Origin of the sequence: Paraglaciecola aquimarina (assembly GCF_032464635.1) — a bacterium.
GTDB classification, from domain to species: Bacteria; Pseudomonadota; Gammaproteobacteria; order Enterobacterales; family Alteromonadaceae; genus Paraglaciecola; species Paraglaciecola aquimarina.
The window spans coordinates 1,432,359-1,452,780 of sequence record NZ_JAWDIO010000002.1 but is presented as its reverse complement, the minus strand read 5'-3'; the positions used below and the strand labels follow the sequence as shown (position 1 = coordinate 1,452,780).

Annotated in this window: 13 protein-coding genes and 1 pseudogene; 5 read left to right on the top strand and 9 right to left on the bottom strand. The window is 41.2% G+C overall.

The window, feature by feature from the left end; genetic code table 11:
* Positions 1-30 precede the first annotated feature (30 nt).
* A complete protein-coding gene (locus tag RS130_RS07585) occupies positions 31-2,730 on the bottom strand; it encodes a CHASE domain-containing protein (RefSeq protein WP_316025455.1) in 2,700 nt (899 codons plus the stop codon).
* Between the two features lie 496 nt (positions 2,731-3,226).
* On the opposite strand from RS130_RS07585, the gene RS130_RS07580 reads away from it, so the two are divergent.
* Positions 3,227-4,306, top strand: a complete 1,080-nt coding sequence (locus RS130_RS07580; protein ID WP_316025454.1) for a 6-phosphofructokinase — start codon at positions 3,227-3,229, stop codon at positions 4,304-4,306.
* 43 nt (positions 4,307-4,349) lie between these two features.
* Here RS130_RS07580 and RS130_RS07575 read toward each other — a convergent pair whose 3' ends face one another.
* Positions 4,350-5,876, bottom strand: a complete 1,527-nt coding sequence (locus tag RS130_RS07575) for a beta-N-acetylhexosaminidase (protein ID WP_316025453.1) — start codon at positions 5,874-5,876, stop codon at positions 4,350-4,352.
* 251 nt (positions 5,877-6,127) lie between these two features.
* Here RS130_RS07575 and RS130_RS07570 point away from each other — a divergent pair, with 251 nt between their 5' ends.
* On the top strand, positions 6,128-6,496 hold the full coding sequence (locus RS130_RS07570) for a nuclear transport factor 2 family protein (protein ID WP_316025452.1): 369 nt from the start codon (positions 6,128-6,130) through the stop codon (positions 6,494-6,496).
* Between the two features lie 81 nt (positions 6,497-6,577).
* On the opposite strand, the gene RS130_RS07565 is transcribed toward RS130_RS07570, so the two are convergent.
* Positions 6,578-7,612, bottom strand: coding sequence for a family 16 glycosylhydrolase (locus RS130_RS07565; protein ID WP_316025451.1), 1,035 nt, complete (start codon positions 7,610-7,612; stop codon positions 6,578-6,580).
* Between the two features lie 336 nt (positions 7,613-7,948).
* Here RS130_RS07565 and RS130_RS07560 point away from each other — a divergent pair, with 336 nt between their 5' ends.
* Together RS130_RS07560 and RS130_RS07555 are read left to right on the top strand one after the other, a co-directional pair.
* Complete coding sequence (locus tag RS130_RS07560; protein ID WP_428982741.1) at positions 7,949-11,005, top strand: TonB-dependent receptor; 3,057 nt, start codon at positions 7,949-7,951, stop codon at positions 11,003-11,005.
* 132 nt (positions 11,006-11,137) lie between these two features.
* The gene (locus RS130_RS07555; RefSeq protein WP_316025450.1) at positions 11,138-13,384 is read left to right on the top strand and encodes a heparinase II/III domain-containing protein; all 2,247 of its coding nucleotides are present in this window, start codon (positions 11,138-11,140) and stop codon (positions 13,382-13,384) included.
* A 419-nt stretch (positions 13,385-13,803) separates the two neighbouring features.
* Here the strand turns inward: RS130_RS07555 and RS130_RS07550 are convergent, their stop codons facing one another.
* The 6 genes and pseudogenes from RS130_RS07550 to zntR form a co-directional block, all read right to left on the bottom strand.
* Entirely contained in the window at positions 13,804-14,880 is a 1,077-nt protein-coding gene (locus RS130_RS07550; protein ID WP_316025449.1) for a class I mannose-6-phosphate isomerase, read from the bottom strand.
* Between the two features lie 66 nt (positions 14,881-14,946).
* Positions 14,947-15,885, bottom strand: coding sequence for an NRAMP family divalent metal transporter (locus tag RS130_RS07545; protein WP_316025448.1), 939 nt, complete (start codon positions 15,883-15,885; stop codon positions 14,947-14,949).
* Positions 15,882-16,175 (bottom strand): divalent metal cation transporter, encoded by a 294-nt coding sequence (locus tag RS130_RS07540; RefSeq protein ID WP_316025447.1) that lies wholly within the window; start codon positions 16,173-16,175, stop codon positions 15,882-15,884. The genes RS130_RS07545 and RS130_RS07540 overlap by 4 nt, the downstream gene beginning before the upstream one ends.
* Positions 16,176-16,390: 215 nt before the next feature.
* Positions 16,391-17,693, bottom strand: a pseudogene (locus tag RS130_RS07535) (outer membrane protein transport protein).
* A gap of 303 nt (positions 17,694-17,996) precedes the next feature.
* Entirely contained in the window at positions 17,997-19,049 is a 1,053-nt protein-coding gene (locus tag RS130_RS07530; protein WP_316025446.1) for an SO_0444 family Cu/Zn efflux transporter, read from the bottom strand.
* A 1-nt stretch (position 19,050) separates the two neighbouring features.
* Positions 19,051-19,452: a Zn(2+)-responsive transcriptional regulator gene (gene zntR / locus RS130_RS07525; protein WP_316025445.1), complete on the bottom strand. Its 402-nt coding sequence runs from the start codon at positions 19,450-19,452 to the stop codon at positions 19,051-19,053.
* Positions 19,453-20,003: 551 nt separating this feature from the next.
* On the opposite strand from zntR, the gene RS130_RS07520 reads away from it, so the two are divergent.
* Positions 20,004-20,390 (top strand): gluconate 2-dehydrogenase subunit 3 family protein, encoded by a 387-nt coding sequence (locus tag RS130_RS07520; RefSeq protein WP_316027995.1) that lies wholly within the window; start codon positions 20,004-20,006, stop codon positions 20,388-20,390.
* The last annotated feature ends 32 nt before the right edge of the window (positions 20,391-20,422 follow it).

Below are 20,422 nucleotides of genomic sequence, written 5' to 3'. Positions count from 1 at the left end.
CCATCGTCACGCTCATCGTTAGTGCCAAGCTTAGTGTTTAGTTTTTAAGGTATTCGCAATCGTTTTCAATAGATGCTCTTGAGCAAATGGCTTGGTAATAAAGCCATCAAACCCCGCTTCTTTGTATAGCGCAATATCTTGCTTAAAAGCGTTGGCGGTAATGGCAATTATGGGTAAATTGGGCTGTTCGGCTTTTATTAATTTACAGGCTTCAACGCCGCCCATTACAGGCATTTGAATATCCATTAGGATAATATCAACGTCACTGGTTTCAACAAAATCTACCGCTAGTTGGCCGTTATCCACTAAATAAATGGTGACATCGCTTTTCTCTAACATCGAACTAAGCACTAGTTGATTTATCTCATTATCTTCAGCAACTAATATGGCTTTGTCGGCCAAAGAATCAATTGGCACCACCTCGGGTTGAACTGCTATTTCCGAAGAAGTAACCATTTCAAGTGGTAAGAAAACGCGAACCTCGGTGCCTACATTTTCTTGGCTAAACACTTCAATTTCCCCCTCCATTAAATTCACTAACCAATGGGTAATTGACATACCTAATCCAGTACCGCCATATCGCCTAGTAATAGACTTGTCTGCTTGTTCAAACCGTTCAAATAGTAGCGCTTGTGCTTCGTCACTCATCCCAATCCCAGAATCTTTGATATGAATAACAATGCCCCTAGACTTGTGCTCTTCTATTGAAAGACTCACGTGCCCTTTTTCAGTGAACTTAATTGCATTGGACAACATATTAAGCAATATTTGTTTAAGCCTAAGTTCATCAACCTTCCAAACAGCATGCTGTAGTTCAATGCTAGTTTTAAAGGTCAAACCTTGCTGTCGAATACTGGCAGTTAGCTCTGACTCAACAACCGCTAACAAATCAACTAAATTCACTGCAGTGTAGTCTAGCTCTAATTTACCCGCTTCAAGCTTAGAGAAGTCTAGAATGTCATTCACTAGCCTGTTTAAGGTTAAGGTTGAACCGGTGGCTAGCTTGAGCAGTTGTTCTTTCTTATCTTCTGCCGTTTCGTTCTGTAACAATTGCAAAGTACCATAAATACCATTTAATGGAGTGCGTATTTCATGGCTCATATTTGCTAAGAATTCGGACTTAGCAATATTCGCTTTCTCAGCCAAGTCTTTGGCCTCTGCTAAGGCTTTTTCACGCTCAATTTGATCGGTTAGATCGTAGGAAATACCGAGGTATCCGGTAATTTCATTGTTGCTGTCAGTGAGTGCGGTAATGGTTAACATTACAGGTATGTGCTGGCCTTCTTTATTTACATAAGTCCAAGTATTGGTATCAACTAGGCCTCTAGCAGACTTAGCGAAAAATGTATCAGGCCCTGGCTTGATTTCGCACTTTAGTTCTGCTGACAACTCTTTGGCCCGCCATTTCAGCTCAGACCATAAATGCAATATAGCTGGTGTTTTTTTCAGTATTAATTCGCTGGCTGCATAACCCGTTAGTCTCTCTGCTGCAGGGTTAAACAGAGTGATTAAGCCTGCCGTATTGGTTGCAATTATGCTGTGATTAGCATTTTGTAAAATCGCAGTTTGTAAGGCGTTAACACTGTTGATCTCTTTTGTTCGTTGTTGAACTAAATTTTCCAACTGAGCATTTGATCGCTCCAACATTTCATCTTTAGCAATTAGTAACTGTTGTTGGTGATTTCTCGACTCCGCTTTGCGAGCGAAAAACAGTATAAAACTCCACACACCTAGCGCCAACAATCCTGTCAGAATCATATATTGCGTAAAAATGGCGTAGGGTTTGACCGTTCTTGTTTGTTCAATATATTGGCTTGATGCGACAGCCGTTAATTCCCAAACTCGACCAAACACATTAGCGTTTTCAACATAGGTGACTGCTCCCTCTGGAGCTTGTACCAACTCTGGTTGATAAAAGATAACTCTATTATTGTTAGTCACGTCAGAAATACTTACGTCAACACCTTGTGGAAACGTATGATTAGCGTTCAATACTTCGTCAATTAAAATTGGGGCGTAAGACCAACCAAGCAGATGATTCAATCTGTCTTGAGGAATGCTAGGTATATCTGAAGTGTCATAAAGTGGCAGTAAAATCAAAAAGCCTTGTTGTGCTTTGTTACCAGCTTGAACCAATGTTATGGGCGCTGTAAATTGAATACTGTTATTTAATGCAGAATTAATTGCCGCGTTGCGCCGCATTGTTTCAGAGCCTATATCAAGGCCTACTGCACTTTGGTTAAATTTTTCAGGCTCGATGTAGCGTATAATAAACAAACTGTCATTGTGAGTGGATAATTGCCGAAGCTTAAAATGGTTATCAGGCCTCATTAACTTTTGTTGATTTATAAAGTCTGCTAATGCTTCTTGTTTCACTTTTTGAATAAAGCCTATGCCACGTACTCCTGCAAATTCTTGCTGAAAATTTCTATTTTGAGCGTATGAGAGCATAGTTCGATAATCAAACTGTGCTAAACCAACCGTTGAAATAAGCCCATTCAACCCCTTCAAACCATACATATAAAAGGTAATGCGCTCATTAAAATTAGATTTAATTTTTGCCAGATCATTTTGCAGTGTTTGCATAACAACAGCATTTTGCTGTTGCTGCTTTTCGACTTCAGCTACATAGGATATATAAGTGCCAACAATTAATATAATGATTACAAAGAAAAGCGACTTAAATACAGTCCTTTTAAAAACGTTTTTTGACTTAATTGTAGGCTGCATACAACACCTTATTATTTATAGTGAATGCGTAGGGCTGAATAAATAAAAGCGACTTTTTACGGTCCGTACAGTATACATTTATTAACACATTGTCAGAGAGATAGTGTAATTAAGTTTCCAATGGAGCCATATCTTATGACATGGGAACATTACCAAAAATGCAGCCTAACGCAAGCCTATTTAGATTTGAGAACACACTGTAAATGTCTGATTTATTTGCATTAGGGTCTTGCTAGTCCTTTTATTTATCCTTTGTTCGTAAGGAAGACGCAAAGCCACATTGGCCAAGGCAGCCCATTTAAACACCTATCTAACCTAAGATCTGGATAAGAAGTATCGTTTAGCTGAACAATCCAACGCCGCTAGATACAAAAAAGCGTTATCCAGAGGTTCGGATTGTCCAGGATTCAGGATATCAAATAAGCACTTACGACGGATCCCTATCGACATTCTCGTGTTTAAGCATATTATGAATCTAAGCAAGATAAGGGAGTGAATGATGCGAGTAGGTATTTTAACGGGTGGTGGCGATTGCCAAGGCTTGAATGCCACGATACGTGCAGTAGGTAAATCTTTGATGCTTAATTACAATGGCCAAATTATTGGTATCGAAGAAGGTTTTGCAGGCTTACTAGAGCGAAAGGTGCGTGAGCTAACCTATACAGATTGTAGTGGCATCTTAGCCTTGGGCGGTACTATTTTGGGCTCGAGTAATACAGCCAATCCCTTTAATTACAAAGGTAAAGATTGCTCTGCACAGGTGGTCGCTTATTACCATGAGTTAGGCTTAGATTCTTTGGTAATAATGGGCGGTGATGGCACTATGTCTATCGGCTATGAATTGTCGAAGCTCGGTATGAATATCATTGGTGTCCCCAAAACCATCGATAACGATTTAATGTGTACAGAGCGTACCTTTGGCTTTGAAACAGCGGTGTCTGTCGCAACCGAAGCCCTTGACCGTTTACGCACTACCGGGCACTCCCATAAACGGGTTATGATCCTCGAAACCATGGGCCGCTATGCTGGCTGGATTGCGTTGCATGCTGGTATCGCCGGTGGTGCAGATGTCATTTTACTCCCCGAGTTTCCTTATGATATTGATGAAATTGTTTCGGCCTGTCGGCTCAGAGCGAGTGAACAACAATACTCAATTATAGTTGTGGCCGAAGGCGCAAAGCCCCAACATGGTTCTATGGTAGTACAACAAACGATTGCAGATAGTCCCGATCCGATACGCTTGGGAGGTATTGCTGAAAACTTGAAAAGTCAACTAGAACAACACTTAAAGGTTGAAGTAAGAGCCACTTCTCTTGGCCACATTCAACGGGGTGGCTCACCGACTGCTAACGATAGAATTTTTGCCACCAATATAGGTACCTATGCTGCTGATTTAATTGCTAGAAAGCACTATGGACAAATTGTGGTACAACAACAAAATCGACTAACGAGTGTGCCATTGCAGCAAGTCGCCAACCAGACTAAAGCCGTCACGTTAGAAGACACCACTTTACAGAGTGCCTTAGCGCTGGGGATAAACTTTGGCTGTTCAGAGCTAAAACCAAACCTTAGGTAAATCCCAAATACCATTTGGATATAGCGGCAAGCAGCTCGCAGAATTACTCTTGGTAATACTGAATATTTAGCTGCTCTAACACGGGCATGAGTGAATCTAAACGCCCCAAAAACTCGGCATAGTCTCTAGTATTTTCTTGGCTCCAGCCAAGTTCGGCAGTAACTAACAAACGTGGCCACAACCGATTATCAGCAGTGGCGTTGGTGTGGACTAACTCTGACCACATTGCCGATTCAACACCTAACACTTGCATAAAGGCCTGTGGATTAAGTTGGTAAGCTCGCTCTAGGGGCACGCCTTCTTTACGGCACCAATCATAAGTATTCGGCTGACCAGCAAAATTTCCATGATCAAAATAGCTATAAGAGCAGGGTGACAAAATTAGCTGATGACCTTTGTCTAATGCCGGTTGAATATCGTATTTGTCATTCCACAGTTGCAATAATACGCCTGCATTATTGTCAGCTACCGACCCCTCTTCCCAAGCAATTGCCGTTCGCCCTAGCGCCTCAACCATACGAGTAGCCTTGGCAATAAATTCTGGATATAGCGGGTCTTTTATTTCATCTCCGCCGATATGAATATACTCAGAAGGAAACAATACTGCGATTTGACTTAATACATCTTTAACAAACGGGTATATAACCTCAGGCTGGGTTAAACATAGTTTACTGAAGCCCACTTTCACCCCGCTATAAGGTGCCAAATTAGTTACGTCATCACAGGCCAACTGATTGTAAGCAGCAATGGCAGCTTGAGTATGTCCGGGCAAATCAACCTCTGGCACTAAAATAACATGACGCTGTTGCGCATAACTAACAAGATCTTGAATTTCAACCTGACTATAAAAGCCGGACCGCCCGCCCTCCACTGCACTAGCGCCGCCAATTTCGGTAAGTTTTGGATAACCTTTAATTTCAACTCGCCAACCTTGATCGTCGGTTAAATGTATATGTAAACGATTAAGCTTAAAACGGGCCATCCGATCGATATGCGCTTTAAGGTATTCAATGGGTAAAAAACTACGGGCCACGTCTAACATATTACCTCGCCAACTGAATGTTGGTCTATCAATGATATGTACTCTTGGCAATAAGTAACTCGATTGCAGCCGAGTAGGCAGCAATTGCCTGAAAGTCTGAATTCCATAAAACAAGCCGGTTTCAGTATTGGCGCTTATCACAATGTTTTGCTTGATATCCAGCCTATAGCCTTCATCACCCAACTCGCTTTGGTCAACCATACGTAAAGTAAGCTTGGTACTTCCATCGGCACGATTGGATAGGTTTAGCCTAGCTAGCACATTTTCTAATGCCTGCAGCGCAGTGTTAACTTTGCTTGCCTCTTTTGCAACAGGTTGTCTATCGACAGCATCTTTCTCCACTACGACCTGCACCGAGTCATGAATAACCACAGAGCCAGATAGACGCTGTACGGAATTTGGGTAGGGAATTAACGATAACTGTTGACCCAAAGGAGGATCGTTAACATCTGAGACAATCTGTTTAATTGGCTGTTGCGAACACCCTAACAAAAAGCAACTCATACCAAAGGCGTACAACCATTTCATAATGCGATCCTTTTAACTTTTTACATCATGCTAACAACCTAATATTAAGAGTGAAAGCCTCTTCTTCCCATAGATTAGCCAATATACTGCTCAACATAGAATGCAGACATCCATTTCATTTCGATTTGTGTTAGTTCACAAAATTGGCTGGTTATTATCGCTCTTTGTCTTTAGCGCCAATATTGCTACTTTTTGTTTGGCGGTATGATATATATTCACCCAGACCCTAAAAAACAATAGGAAAATAGACAATGCGAGATACAGAACTATTTGATGCAGTAAATACTTACTTCGATGCCCTATATTACTGCGACGTAAAACTGTTAGATAAGGTATTTCACGAGTCTTCAAGTTTATTTGATGTAGATGAAGGGAAACTATTAGTCGATCCAATTGCGAGTTTTAGACAAGATGTGGCCAGTCGCCCTTCGCCCGCGAGCGTCAACCAGCCACGCCAACAAGAGATTATATTAGTCGATTGGTTATCGCAAAATTGTGCAACGGTGAAGGTACGCTTAAGAGCTCACAACAACATATTTGTAGATCATCTGAGTTTTGTAAAAGATGCTGATGGTTGGTGTATTGTGTCTAAAGTATGGCATTTAGAAAGTACCATCTAGGTTACATACCAATAGCGGTAAACGGCTGCGCCTGTTTAACAACAATAGACGCGGCCACAATATAACTTGTTATTATGTCGTTTAGTTTTGTCCGGGCTTTTGCCACACTCTGACGTACTCGATTGCGAAGTCCACGATTCCATCATGCTTTTTGTGTTCTGGGCTATTTAACTCTAAATCTTCTTTGCTATCGGGAATACCATGCCAAGGAAACGTTTCTTGATCTAACCAAATACTGATGGGCTTAGTGGCAACATAGCCGTCATAGTCATCACCAACTTGTCTGTTTTTTCTTGCCCAAGCCGTTACATCATCTGCACTAACTGTCGAAAGTAAGTTACCATCAATATAATATTTAATCCCCGTTTCATCCCACTCAAAACCATACACATGGAAGTCATCAGCGACTCGAAAGCCTAAATTTTTGTGTTCAGTATATACTGGCTTACCTGATTCTTTAACTTTAGGGTTCCAATCTCGAATTGACCACCACAACTCTTTATCTAGTTCTAATTTAGCTGGATCTCGGTGATCGCCAAACTGTTCAAAAAAGTCTATTTCAAGTTGCTTGCCCATCGCCCAAAAGGCACTGGTTATCTCTGCATCAGCAGCCTTACTCTTTATTTCAATGTAACCATATTTAAAAAATTTACGGGAAATAAAGCAAGCAGTGGTGATATTCTCGTGGGGCAAAGCTTCGCCGAAAACGGGCACTCGGATTTCATCGGTAAAAGGAAAATCAGGCTCCCAACGAGTTTCTAAAATAAGCTTGCCGTCTTCTAATCGATAATTACGCCCGGAAAATTGCGAAGGAGCTCGACCTTTCCATACCTTTTTATTGGGTAAATCAGGGTGCTTATACACTGGTTTGCCATTTTCAAATTTACCGACTATATACCAACGTTCTTCATCAACAGTGTCTGCTGCAAACTCATCGCTCACCTCTTCGTTTAGTCGCCAATTACCTTTATTCTGAGGATCTGACAATGGCAAGAAATTAGCTTGACTTTTATCTGCAGCTCTTAGCAGCGGACTCAACAATAGCAAATTTAACACTACACAGAATGACCATATAGAGCGCCAGGCCGAACCTTTTGTCTGTTTTACTATTACCATTTCATCCTTATCCATATACATACGATGTTTATACTAATACCAACTTAACATGATTTAATTGTTTAATACACTTTTAAAGAAAACCCAAATTGGTAATACCAATATTTTTTACGACACTAGTCTATAAACTTAAGAAATCTAAGTAAAACAAGCACGACAGGCTATATTTGGGCTACAAATCTATTCCAAAACATTTACACAGAGAAACTTTGTTGCAACATTTAATTGACAAACTGTTTTGGAATTGGTTATATCTACCTCACTACCAAAAACAATAACAAAAACAAAATTGGTATTACCAATAATGCAACCCAAATAATGAGGTATCGAATTCACATGAACACTCAATTAAATAGAATTACTAGTGGTATACATAACAATAAACGTAAGGCGGCATTATGCAGCACTGCGATGATAGCCATGTTAGCGGCCCCTACTCTTTCTGCGCAGGAAGTAGAAGACGTAGAAGTTATCGAAGTATCTGGAATACGAGCCTCTCTTACCACCGCCCTTTTAGAAAAGCGCGAAACAACTAACTTAGTTGAAATTATTCAGGCGGAAGATATTGGTAAGTTACCTGATCAAAACCTAGCCGAAGTATTAGAGAACATCACAGGTATTCAAATTACCAGAACGGCTGGTGTAGGTACCGGCGTACAAATCCGTGGCTCAAACTCAAATAATGTTTTAATTAACGGCGTACAGACTGTAAGTTCTGGTACTGGTCGTGGCGGTATAAGTTTTGAAGATGTATCTGCGTCTATCATTGCCGGCGTTGAAGTGGCTAAAGCTTCTGACGCTAAAACTATTGAGGGCTCAGTAGGTGGTACCGTTAACTTACGTACTATTCGTCCTTTAGAGCTTGATGAGCGATTAGTCAATGTTCGTGTACAAGGTGAAGACAGCAGCCTAACTACCGACGGCATCCAACCTCGTTTCTCAGCTGTGTATGGTGATAACTGGGATACAGATAGCGGTAAGTTCGGGTTCGTATTTAGTGGTAGTCTAACAAAACAAGAGTCTTCTTCATTCCGTCCTCGTGTTGACCGCGACGGTAGCCTAGTTGAAAACTGTAATGCTGTTGTGGTACGTAGTGGTGAAGCGGAAGATATAGCTGATCGTCCAGCTTGCCAAGACTTTGATTTCCTAGGTATTCAATTCTTAAACCAAGAATATGAAAACTTTGAATATGAGACGACTAACATTTCAACCACATTTGAATATGCACCGAATGACAACACTAAGTTCTTCGTAGATGTGGTGTTGACTGACCAAGAGCGTCGTCAAGATAGTACTCGTGTGCAAGGCTCTGGTGTTAGCTCTGTGCTCAACTATAACGTGCCAACTGAATTCGAAATGGTAAACTATGGTTCTTTAGATGGCGTAGCGCTTGGCAGCATCCAAACAGCGGTTCGCGGTACCATTGAGCCTGATCTTTCAGTAGACGATGATGATCCAAACTTACGTTTTAGTAGTGATACTGGCGCACGTTTAACCGATACAAGCCTTTTCCGTATTGGCGGGGAATGGCAGGGTGAAAACTTGTTTGCAAGCTTTGAAATATCGTCAGCTGATTCTGACACTACCAACCCCAACCTCAGCACGACCTTGAACTTTATCAACCCTAATGCACCATTAGATGGCCTTGACGATGACGGTAACATTACTGCTAATACAAGTAATGATAACGCAGTGCCATTTATTTATGACTTAACAGGTGGAGCATTAACCTTTGGCATTAACTTCGATTCACCAATGGCCCCTACTGTTGCCCAGTTAATGGATCCGGCGAATGTTGTGTTAGACCAAGTTACCTTAGGACGCAACGAAACCAACAACTCTTTAGACGCACTGCGTGCGGACTTTACGTACTTCTTAGAAGATTCACCGGTCACTTCTATTGATTTTGGTTTCCGCTTAAGCAAGCGTGAAAGTACGTTCAACGATATCAGCGATAATATCGGAGGCTTCAGCAAGATGGTTGATAGCCCTAGTGGTTCGTTATTCTCTGAATTGTTAGTAGCAGGCCCAGATAACTTTGGTGACGCAGATGGCCGTGAACTAGCCATGCGCAACTTTATTATCGTTGATCCTGACTTAGCGTTTAACGATCCGGATTATGTATTGAATACACTAGAGTCTGCGTTAATTGCTCATGATGCGTCTCCTGATCTATCCAATCTAGTTCCTTCGTCTTCAGCTTTCTTTAGCATAGCAGAGGAAACACAGGCGATTTACGCTCAAGCCAACTTCGAATTTGGCGACTTACTAACTGGTAACTTTGGCCTAAGACACCTTGAAACCACTGTTGACTCAACAGGTAACACCATCACTAGCGCAGGCGATGTACTGACCACTATTTCTGGTGACTACAGCTACACCTTACCTAAGCTTAATATTGTTATGACCCCACACGATGACGTGGTACTTCGTTTAGGCTGGGGACAAGATATCCGTCGTCCAGATTTCTCTGACTTGAACACCTCTGTATCGTACGATCCTAACATCAACCGCTCAGTCTCTATTGGCAACCCAGGTTTAGAGCCACAAGAAATCACTACTTTAGACTTAGCCGTAGAATGGTACTTTGCTGAAGCGGCAGTGGTCAGCATTGGTTACTTTGACAAAGAAATTAGTAACTTATTCGTATCGACATTAGATTCTTCACCTAGAGATGCAAATGGTTACTTTGAGTACACTGACACTACATGTGCTGGTGGAGGTATCTTTAACCCAGTTGCACAAGGTGATGATTTCCTAGCGCCACTAGGTGTAACTGGAGCTTGTGTTGATAAAGCAACGCAAGTAAACGATTCAGCTAAAACGACTCAAACCGGTATCGAGATGGCGGTTCAATATGACTTATCTAGCTTTGAAGACGACTTAGGTTGGGCCTCTGGCTTTGGTTTTATGGCTAACTATACTATCCAAGAGTACAAAGGTGGTTCGGTTGTAAACGAGTCAGCTGGTCGTGGTACTGACATATTCAATGCGATTAACGGTATTTACAATGATGCTGATTTTGTCAAAGTGACAGCGGTTCAAGGTCTTTTAGACTTCTCTGAAAATGCTTATAACATCACTACGTACTACGAAAAGCATGGTCTATCAGCACGTTTACGTTACACATGGCGTGAAGCCTTCCGTACAGATGATACTGCTGGTGGTGCATCACGTAACTCTACTTTAGGCTTCCCAGTCTATACTCATGACCGTGGACAACTTAATGCTAGTGTTAGTTACGATGTAAACGAGCAACTTAACATAGGTGTGGAAGCAGTTAACTTGAATAAAGCTGGGGTTACTCAATCTTGTGTGAATGAAGGTGCCATCCTTTGTTTCCAAGGCCTAGCAGACCGTCGAATTACTTTTGGCGCAAGCTACCGTTTCTAAGGTATTAGCGTAACGTGACAGGGACACCTAGCGTTATTCAAAAGTAAAAAACTAACCCCAGCTATATGCTGGGGTTAGCATTTGTTAACCCAATTATAGACTTTTAAACATCAAAAACCGGAGCAACTGCTAATGAGCAAAATCAAATTCACCGCCTTATTGCTAATGGCAGCAACAATTAGCTTACCTATTACGGTTCATTCTCAGGAGCATCCCAATCTGATAATGACCAAAGCAGGTATCGAGAAAGTCAGAAAAAACCTAGGCACAGTGCCTTTATTTGATGCTTCAGTGGCAAGCGTGCAAAAAGAAGTCGACGCCGAAATAGCTCTAGGCATTGATACTCCTATTCCCAAAGATTTCTCAGGTGGCTATACCCATCAAAGACATAAACTAAATTTCATCATTGCGCAAAAAGCTGGCGCCTTATATCAAATATTAGAAGATGAAAAATATGCAAAGTATATTAAAGACATGTTGTTTCAATATGAGGCAATGTATAAAACCTTGCCGGTTCATCCCCAAGAACGCTCTTATGCCCGAGGCAAGTTATTCTGGCAATGTCTGAACGATAGTAATTGGTTGGTTTATATGAGCCAAGCTTACGATGCTATTTATGACACTCTAACCAAACAAGAGCGTGATACGTTAGAAAACAACCTGTTTCGCCCTTTCGCCGACTTCATTTCTATCGGCAATCCACAGTTTTATAATCGCGTACACAACCACAGCACGTGGGGTAATGCAGCTGTCGGGATGATTGCACTCGTTATGAACGATGAAGAGTTATTGCAAAGAGCATTGTACGGTATAGAAGACGATGGTCTTGAAATAGGTGGTCGCGACAATGACGGTGGATTCATTAAAGTAGAGGGACAAAAAGCAGGTTTCTTAGCAAATTTAGAAGACCCTTTCTCACCCGATGGTTACTATACAGAAGGCCCTTATTATCAGCGCTATGCCATGTATCCGTTTTTAATATTTGGTTTGGCCATGCACAACGTTAAACCTGAAATGCAGGTATTTGAACATAAAGATAACGTATTGCTTAAAGGTGTCGACGCCTTGCTTAATTTGTCCGATGCGGATGGCGAGTTTTTCCCTTTAAATGACGGCCAAAAGGGCATGTCTTATTACACAGCATCATTAGTCACAGCTGTAGATATTGCCTATCAATATGGTAAACAAGATCCAGCTCTACTAAGCATTGCCGAGAAACAAAACAACGTTCTGTTGAACGAAGCGGGCTTATTAGTAGCGATGGGCATTCGAGATGGTAAGACTCAACCTTTTGCGAAATCATCTATTAACTTATCTGATGGCCCCGATGGCCAACAAGGTGGTGTAGCCGTACTTCGCTATGGCAATGAAGACTTAACGGCAGTATTTAAATATGCCGCGCAAGGTTTAAGTCACGGGCACTACGACAAGCTTTCTTATTCTCTTTACGAGAAAGGCGATGAAGTGCTGCAAGATTATGGTTTAGCTCGATTCGTGAATATTGGGCAGAAGGGCGGCGGTAATTACCTGAAAGAAAATAAAACGTGGGCCAAGACCACCATCGCACACAACACTTTATCGCAAAACGAACAAATGCATTTTGCTGGAAAGTACGAAATTGGCAGTCAACATCACTCAGAGTTATATTTGTATGATGATGCAAATGAAAATGTGCAAGTTGTAAGTGCGACAGAAGCCAATGCGTATCCTGGTACGCACATGCACCGTACCTTAGCGGTAATAAAAAGCGCTGGTTTTGAAAAACCATTTTTGTTAGATATTCTTAAGGTTAATTCAGACAACAAGAATCAATACGACTTACCATTTTATTACATGGGTCAAGTGCTGAGTAATAACTTTAGTTACGACTCACCCGCTATCTTAAAACCCCTTGGTAAGAAAAATGGATATCAACATTTGTATCTTGAAGGTAAAGGTCAACCAGCCACTACAAGCACCCAATTTTCTTGGTTGGGAAATGGCAAGTACTACACATTAACTTCGGCAACTGATGTATCAGATGAGCTATTACTAACCCGCTTGGGCGCAGATGATCCAGACTTCAACTTACGCAGAGACGCAGCGTTCATGATCCGTAGAAAAGACAGCGACAATACTGTTTTTGCTTCTGTAATTGAACCACACGGCAGCTATAGCCCTGTATCAGAGCTATCCGTTAATTCTGACAGTCACATCACAGAACTAAAGGTTGAGTTAGATAATAACGATTACACGGCTGTGTCAATTAACGATGTGCAAGGCAACAGTAAGCTGTTCATTTTATCGAACAATAACGCCGCGCCTTCTAAACAACATAAATTGAAAGTTGGCAGCAAGACATACTCATGGAGAGGAACATTCCACTACACTGAGATGTAAGCGTGGTGGGGTTTGTTTAACGCTATTGAACCTGGCTTCTAAATAAGCAGTATCGTTCAAGCTAAACAATATCGTTCAAGCTAAACAATATCGTTATAATTTAATGGTTTAATATGATGATTACCACTAGTTGGTAATCATCACTCTTTACACTAGCTATTGGCCATCTAACAACTATCTAACCTGAGTGCTGGATAAGAAGTATCACGCAAGCTAGACAATATCTATATAGTTCAATAATTTAATATAGTTCATCCAAATAACTTCAGCTAAATATCCACTTGGTGACGAAATTTATCGTGTATAGCAAGGCGGATTGTCGTACCTAAAAACGTATTATTGCTAGACAACCCCATGCCGCTAGACACAAAAAGAGCGTTATCGAGAGCTTCGGCTTATCTAGGATTCAGATTAACTACTTAAACATTACCCGGATAGCACTCTAAAATAGACATGCCTGTCTCTGACATATAAGCGAATTCTGCTACACCAGCGGGACAGAAAAAACGTTCCCATTGTTTAAGTTGGATAGTTTCACCATCAATCACTATAGCGCCAGATCCTTGAGTAACAATACCATAAAAGAAGGCATCTTCCTGACGAGTGAACTGACCGTTAACCGATGCTCTTCTGACCGTAAAACAAGGCGTTTTGTCCGCCCCAATCAATTGCTCTAAGCGATTTCCTTGACCATCATCCAACATTATTGTGGGCAAACACCTAAACTCTTGGTCTGTTTTTTCTGGAGGCACAGGTTCAAAGTTAAACGCATCAAGTGCAGTTTCGATCCCTCTATCCATAAACCTCGCTTGCTCAGGTATAACATACCCACAACGCTCAAATTCAAAGCGCACAGCTAAATCCGATGGCTCCATGATTTCTAACATCAAAATACCTTCCCCTAACGCATGAGGACGACCACCTGGTAACAAAAACACATCGCAAGGCTTAACTGAAATGCGATCAAAACAACCTTCGATCGACTGAATATCTTGGGTTTCAATCCACTTTTTTAGTTGCTCGCGGCTAGGTGAGCGTTGAAAACCTGCGTAAATATATGGATCTTTCACATCCTCTCTGGTTTCAAGGATCACATAAGCTTCGGTTTTGCCTCTAGGTAAGCCTAAGCGCTGTTGTGCAAACTCTCGTGTAGGATGCGCTTGAAAATGCAAACGAGTTGAACTGTCTAAATACTTGACCAGTGGAATATCATCCATCGAACGCACGGCGTTACCATTTTTGCCCAAGAAAAACCTTTGGTCCTTTTTTAATAAGTCACGAAAAGCTACTATTTCTCCGCTTGCGTTTTCAACCATGGCTAATCCTTCTGACACATGCTCACGGCCAACATTGCGAGCTTCAACGGTAGAACCAATCCAATCTTCAGGAAAACTAGAATCTTTGGGGTTTTCTTTACCTTCGATGGTGTCGAGTAACTTGCCACCTTGATAAGTTCGCCAGACACGGTTGGCGGTAAACTTAATAATTTGATTCATATATGTCTCGCTTCATTAATAATATAATTGGCCCAAGAGCCAATTGAGCTATGCTTATAGCCCTTGCTAAGTAGAAATAATGCCGTTAAAGCTCATATAACTCATCACTAAGGCAAAAATGAAAATCATAGATAAAATAACGTTAATCAGAGTAGAAAATTTATGCTCAGCCATTAAAGATTGTTTATTCCCAATATAGAAAATACAGCCCACTGTGGCCGGTAAGACTAACGCGCCAAGGGCCTGTGAGCTCACCATTACGGCGATAGGTTTAGCATTAAAAATGGGCACGATTAAACCTAAACAAGAAATAATCAACGCCATTATTCTATAGCTAGGTCTTTTAAGGTTACTTTTGCGTTGATGGAAATCATCCAATAACCAGGGTAATAAAGCGACATTAGGAAACTGTGAAGACACACCTGCGGCAATCAATCCGATGGTAAAGATTGCGACTGCCGACGCTCCCGCCAGAGGTTCCAACAAGTTTATCATTTGAGTCACATTCACCAAGGTGATGCCTTGAATGTATAATGACCCTGCAGCGGCAGCCATGATGGAAGTACTGACAATAAACATCAAGAATGCGGCAAAAAGTGCATCTCTATTTTGCACTTTCAAATCCGCCATCGTCCAACCCGCTTCTTTTACCAAAATAGTTCGCAATATAAACAGGCCAGAAAAAACAGTGGTTCCCACCATAGATGCAATCACCAAAAACGAACTTTTGCCCGGTGCGGTGTCTGGTACGTTAGGTACCATACCCTGTAAAATTTCCATCGCCGGTGGCATTAAAATAATAAAGTTCGCTAAAAAACACAGCGCCATAACCGCCACAAAAATGGCTAATACTTTTTCAAATACTTCGGTCTTGCCGATCAAGAAGATAATGTAAACAAAAGCGATAAAAAATAGCGCAAAATAAATTGGCGATATTCCGCCGTCAAAAAAGTGCTTCGACCACTCATAACAAACGTCAGCTAAGATCCCCATCACACCAATCACGCTGCCACATATCTGGGTCGTGAGAGCGACAATAAAAAAATACTCACCGCTGGATGAATATGTTTTCTAAAAGACTGCAATGCAGTGAGACCGGTTACTAAAGTAAATTTGCCAAACAAAGAAATTAGAAAATAAGTGATAGCGCAGGAAATAAAAATGGTCCACAGCAGAGACATACCATAATCAGCCCCCGCTTTAGCCATCGCAGTCACACTGCCAGTGCCTACCGTAAAACCGAATAAGAAGATCCCCGGCAATAGAGTTTTGAAAAAGTTTTTTATATTAGTCATATTATTCGTTACCGAAGTGAGTGTATTTACAAGAAATCAGGAAGTTATTTATGGTTAGCCAAACTAGTAAACCGGTTTAGTTTTGTAAGGCAAATGTAACAAATTGGTGAATGACCGTCAATCAAACAGCCGTTAAATGAAAAACAAAAAAGCCAGCATGCAATGCTGGCTTTTATTCATTTGGCAGCTAACTCACTTGGCTAGCTTAAGTCACCCTAGAAAGAATAATTATACTGGGCGGCAAAAATTGCTGCGTTGCCTTCGCTAGCAAATCCCCATTCGCCACCAAGGTTATCCTCTTCTACAAAGCTGCGGTTCTCGCCACGTAAGATACTCAAACCAAAATCCAGTGTTGACGCATCACTCAACGTATATTCAGCACCGGCACTGAGCCATAAACGGTTAGTGTCTGGAATTGAGATAGACTGATGATTTGGATCACTAGGTGATTTGTCATAAGCGATACCTGCACGCAGTTTTATTTCACTATTTAACTGATAATCGGCACCTATTGCGTAGCGGAAACTATCACTAAAGTTTTCATCTTTTTCAAAAACCGGCTCGTCTCTTGCTGGAACATAGGCTTCCAACCTGTCAAAGCTACTCCACTGAGTCCACATTACACTGTAGTGTAAGCCCCATTTATCATCTAACTGATGAGTACCAGAAAACTCAGTAATGGCAGGCAGTTCAATGGCTAATCTACCGTCTAACGAGCTTCCTCCTAGACCTCCTAGAGCCTGTAAATCCGTTGGAATTTGATTACTATATTCCCCTTCAAAGTCTAGTTCGACAGAACTGCGATAGGCTAAACCAAAACGAGTGCGATCGGATACATCCCAAGCAAGACCAATATTCCAGCCGATAGCCGAGTCATCTCCGTCCATTTTTGCTGCTTCGGTGCTACTAGTTACACCAAAGGTTGAACCAAAATTAGCTTGTAAAAAAGCCGGCAATCCAGGCCCAGCGTGGCGAACGAGTTCAGCTTCTGCATAAACATAGTTTAATCCACCAGCAATGGTGAATTGCTCATTAACTTTATAGGACACGCTAGTATTGACATTAATCGTTAGTATTTCAGTTTCACCAGCCAATTGGCCTGCAGCATAGTCATCTGCAAATTCTGTGGCCAAACCGAAGTTAGAAAACATACCTAAACCTACCGCCCACTTACTATTAATAGGCATAACTAAATAACTTGCCGGCACAAAAGCGCCTGAGCGCAATACTGTCATTGTCTAGCGCTTCTGCACTTGAATATGCAGGTGCACTTTCTCCCTCTAGGCTAACATCTGGTTTAATATAAGTTCCCACTAGGGATAATTGATTCTCTGTAAACTGCGACATCAACGCTGGATTACGAGCGACAACTGATGCATTTTCTGCTATTGCAGCGTCACCTGCGAATGCACGCCCAAGGCCTGAAGCACTATGTTCAGCTAATTGAAAAGCGGCGCCAAAGGTATTGAGCGACAAAAAAGTCAAACCTGCACCCAAAATAATTTTATTGAATTTCATTATGATCTCCTAAACCTACAATAACAAACTGGTCAAAATTCAAACTACAGAGCGGGTGAGCAGACCAGTTAAAATAGATGAGTGATAATATAGACTTAAACCACAAATTGTTAGTAAAAAATCAATATTTTTGTATATTTAATTAAAAACTATGTGAATGATATTTACATTTATTGCCGAACCGCGCTTTTTCAATGTTGCGTAGCCACTAAATCACTATCCATATTTTATATAGCCAACCGAACTATCGAGGCCAAGTACTTCGCAAAGCTGCGAAGCACTTAACAATAGGCTGGAAAACAACTATTTGTGAACGGCTTTTTGCTGGCTGACTAGCGATCGTTTTGGCCAATACTTCTTAAACATCTGAAAGATAATCAAGCCTGCCAGTACGAACGCACTCACTTGATACAACAATCCCAACATATCTGAATGCCCGCCATGATATAAATTCAGTTGCCAGCCAAATTGACTAAACAAATAATCTAACACCACGCCGCAAAGTATAGCACTCGATACTATTCCTACTAAGTAGAGCGCGAGTTCTCTCTTGCCCAACTCATTCTTAATGATCATTAAGGTAGCAATATTGGTAGCAGGTCCAGTTAACATAAAGACTAAAGCTGCACCAGGACTGATACCTGACATCAACAACCCCACCGCGATCGGGGTAGATGCCGTTGCACAAATATACATGGGAATTGAAATGACCACAGCAACTAGCATAGCGAAAACCCCTTGTGCATATTGCGCTAGAAAGTCATCGGGCACGTAAGTTGTGATCAACGCGGCAAAAAACACACCGATTAAAAACCAAACCATAAAATCTCTCAACAGTTGGCCGTAACCAAAAACAACAGCCGTTTTTATTTTTTCAGGTAATGTTTTGGCTTGGGGTTTGCTCTTACTACAACATGATTTGACCGATGCTGGCTTAGCAAGGTGAGGAGTTGAATCTTGCTCTTGACCAAATACCGCAATGAGTAGTCCGGTGACAATAGCTGAAAAAATTGCCGCAATAGGTCTTACAATAGCCATAATAGGTCCCATCAGCGCATAAGTGACACCGATTGAATCTACACCTGTTTCGGGCGTCGCCACTAAAAAGCTAGCAGTGCTCGCCTTACTCGCTCCACTGCGTCTTATGCCCATCGCTACCGGAATCACCGAACAGGAACAAAGAGGTAAAGGCGCACCTATTAGTGCTGCCGTTGTAACAGATTTATTACTACCTAACGTTTTATCAATCCATGTTTTAGGGACCAATTGATTGATCACGCCCGCCATCAACATACCTAACAATAGGAATGGCGCTGATTCCGTGAACAAATCAACAAAATTACTAAGCAACTCCATTTTATTTTCCTTCTTCTAAAGCGGTAATAATAGAGCAATACTCTGCACTTTCTTGACCACCGCAACAATATTGGGCCAACTTCTTAAGGGTGTTTTGCATAAGCTTCAAGCGTTCAATATGTTGTGCAATTTCATCTAACTTATTGGCGGTAATGGACTTGGCTTCAGCACATACATGCTGGCTTTTGTCGTGTTTGATCGCCAATAATGCGGTGATTTCGGCAAGGGTAAATCCACAATTTTTACAATGCTGAATAAATTTAGCCGTATTTAAATCGTCTTCAGAATAAACCCTATAGTTATTCGCCCCTCGCGAGGACGCTTTAAGTAATCCTGACTTTTCATAATATCTTAAGGTATGAGCACTAATGCCAGACCTTTCTGCTAAGTCGCTTATTTTCACTTGTAGGGCTCTCTTTTTATCATGGTAGAAAATGAATTTTTAAACGCTAGCGCAATGCACTTTGGCAAGTATGCCTATTTGAATTGAATTATAAACCTTAGAGTTTAATCTAAGGTCAAGGGGTTAGTAGGACTTTTATTCAAGCAACTAGAAATTAATAATAATAATTTCACATATAAATTTACGTAAAAAATAAATGTTATCTTGCTTTTAAATAAAAGATAATTATTGTTAACCACTTGTGTAATTAAGCTCTGATAGCAAAATGGCTATCTTGTGGAAACTCTAAAGGTAACCCATGGACAATAACTCCAATCCAAAAGAACATAATACAGGTAATCCAAACAATGCGGCTCGAGGTTTAAGCAGGCGAGAACTATTGGTTGGCATTATGGCCACTGTTGGCGCAGCGACAACGGTTGGCTGTGTCGAAAAATTCGATAAATCGGTATCAAAAACCGCCCAAAGTCAAGGCTCTACGGCCCCAGGTAAACGCTTTTATTCTGTCAACGAATTTGAGCTAATTAGTTTTTTGGCTGGCTTGATCATTCCTGATACAGAAACAGCCTGGCGCATTGACTGTAGGTACACCAGATATGATGGATGTTTTACATGCCGAATGGGCATCGCAAGAATCAAAAGAGAAACATCACTTAGCAGTGTTAGAGACCCAACAAGCATTAGACAAATTAGCAAATCAAAACTTTTTGACAGCCCCAGTCAAACGACAACTTTCGGCGTTAAAACAACTAGATGAACTCGCTTTTTCTGGGAACAAAGCTTGGGGGTATCGTTCGATTAAGTCTTTAATTGCACGTTTTTATTATTTTTCAGAAGTAGGTGCGTCTCAAGAACTACGTTATGAATTAGTGCCTATAGGCGTTGGGAAGCTTGCATTCCATTTGAAGACGTTGGACGCACTTGGGCAGTCTAGTTGAGCAAATAAATAATTTAGTTAGCGGTAAAGTTT

Bases quoted from the DNA above. Each gene is read 5' to 3' on its own strand.
- RS130_RS07585 (WP_316025455.1), bottom strand. From the start codon at position 2,730: ATGCAGCCTACAATTAAGTCAAAAAACGTTTTTAAAAGGACTGTATTT.
- RS130_RS07580 (WP_316025454.1), top strand. From the start codon at position 3,227: ATGATGCGAGTAGGTATTTTAACGGGTGGTGGCGATTGCCAAGGCTTG.
- RS130_RS07575 (WP_316025453.1), bottom strand. From the start codon at position 5,876: ATGAAATGGTTGTACGCCTTTGGTATGAGTTGCTTTTTGTTAGGGTGT.
- RS130_RS07570 (WP_316025452.1), top strand. From the start codon at position 6,128: ATGCGAGATACAGAACTATTTGATGCAGTAAATACTTACTTCGATGCC.
- RS130_RS07565 (WP_316025451.1), bottom strand. From the start codon at position 7,612: ATGGTAATAGTAAAACAGACAAAAGGTTCGGCCTGGCGCTCTATATGG.
- RS130_RS07560 (WP_428982741.1), top strand. From the start codon at position 7,949: ATGAACACTCAATTAAATAGAATTACTAGTGGTATACATAACAATAAA.
- RS130_RS07555 (WP_316025450.1), top strand. From the start codon at position 11,138: ATGAGCAAAATCAAATTCACCGCCTTATTGCTAATGGCAGCAACAATT.
- RS130_RS07550 (WP_316025449.1), bottom strand. From the start codon at position 14,880: ATGAATCAAATTATTAAGTTTACCGCCAACCGTGTCTGGCGAACTTAT.
- RS130_RS07540 (WP_316025447.1), bottom strand. From the start codon at position 16,175: ATGACTAATATAAAAAACTTTTTCAAAACTCTATTGCCGGGGATCTTC.
- RS130_RS07530 (WP_316025446.1), bottom strand. From the start codon at position 19,049: ATGGAGTTGCTTAGTAATTTTGTTGATTTGTTCACGGAATCAGCGCCA.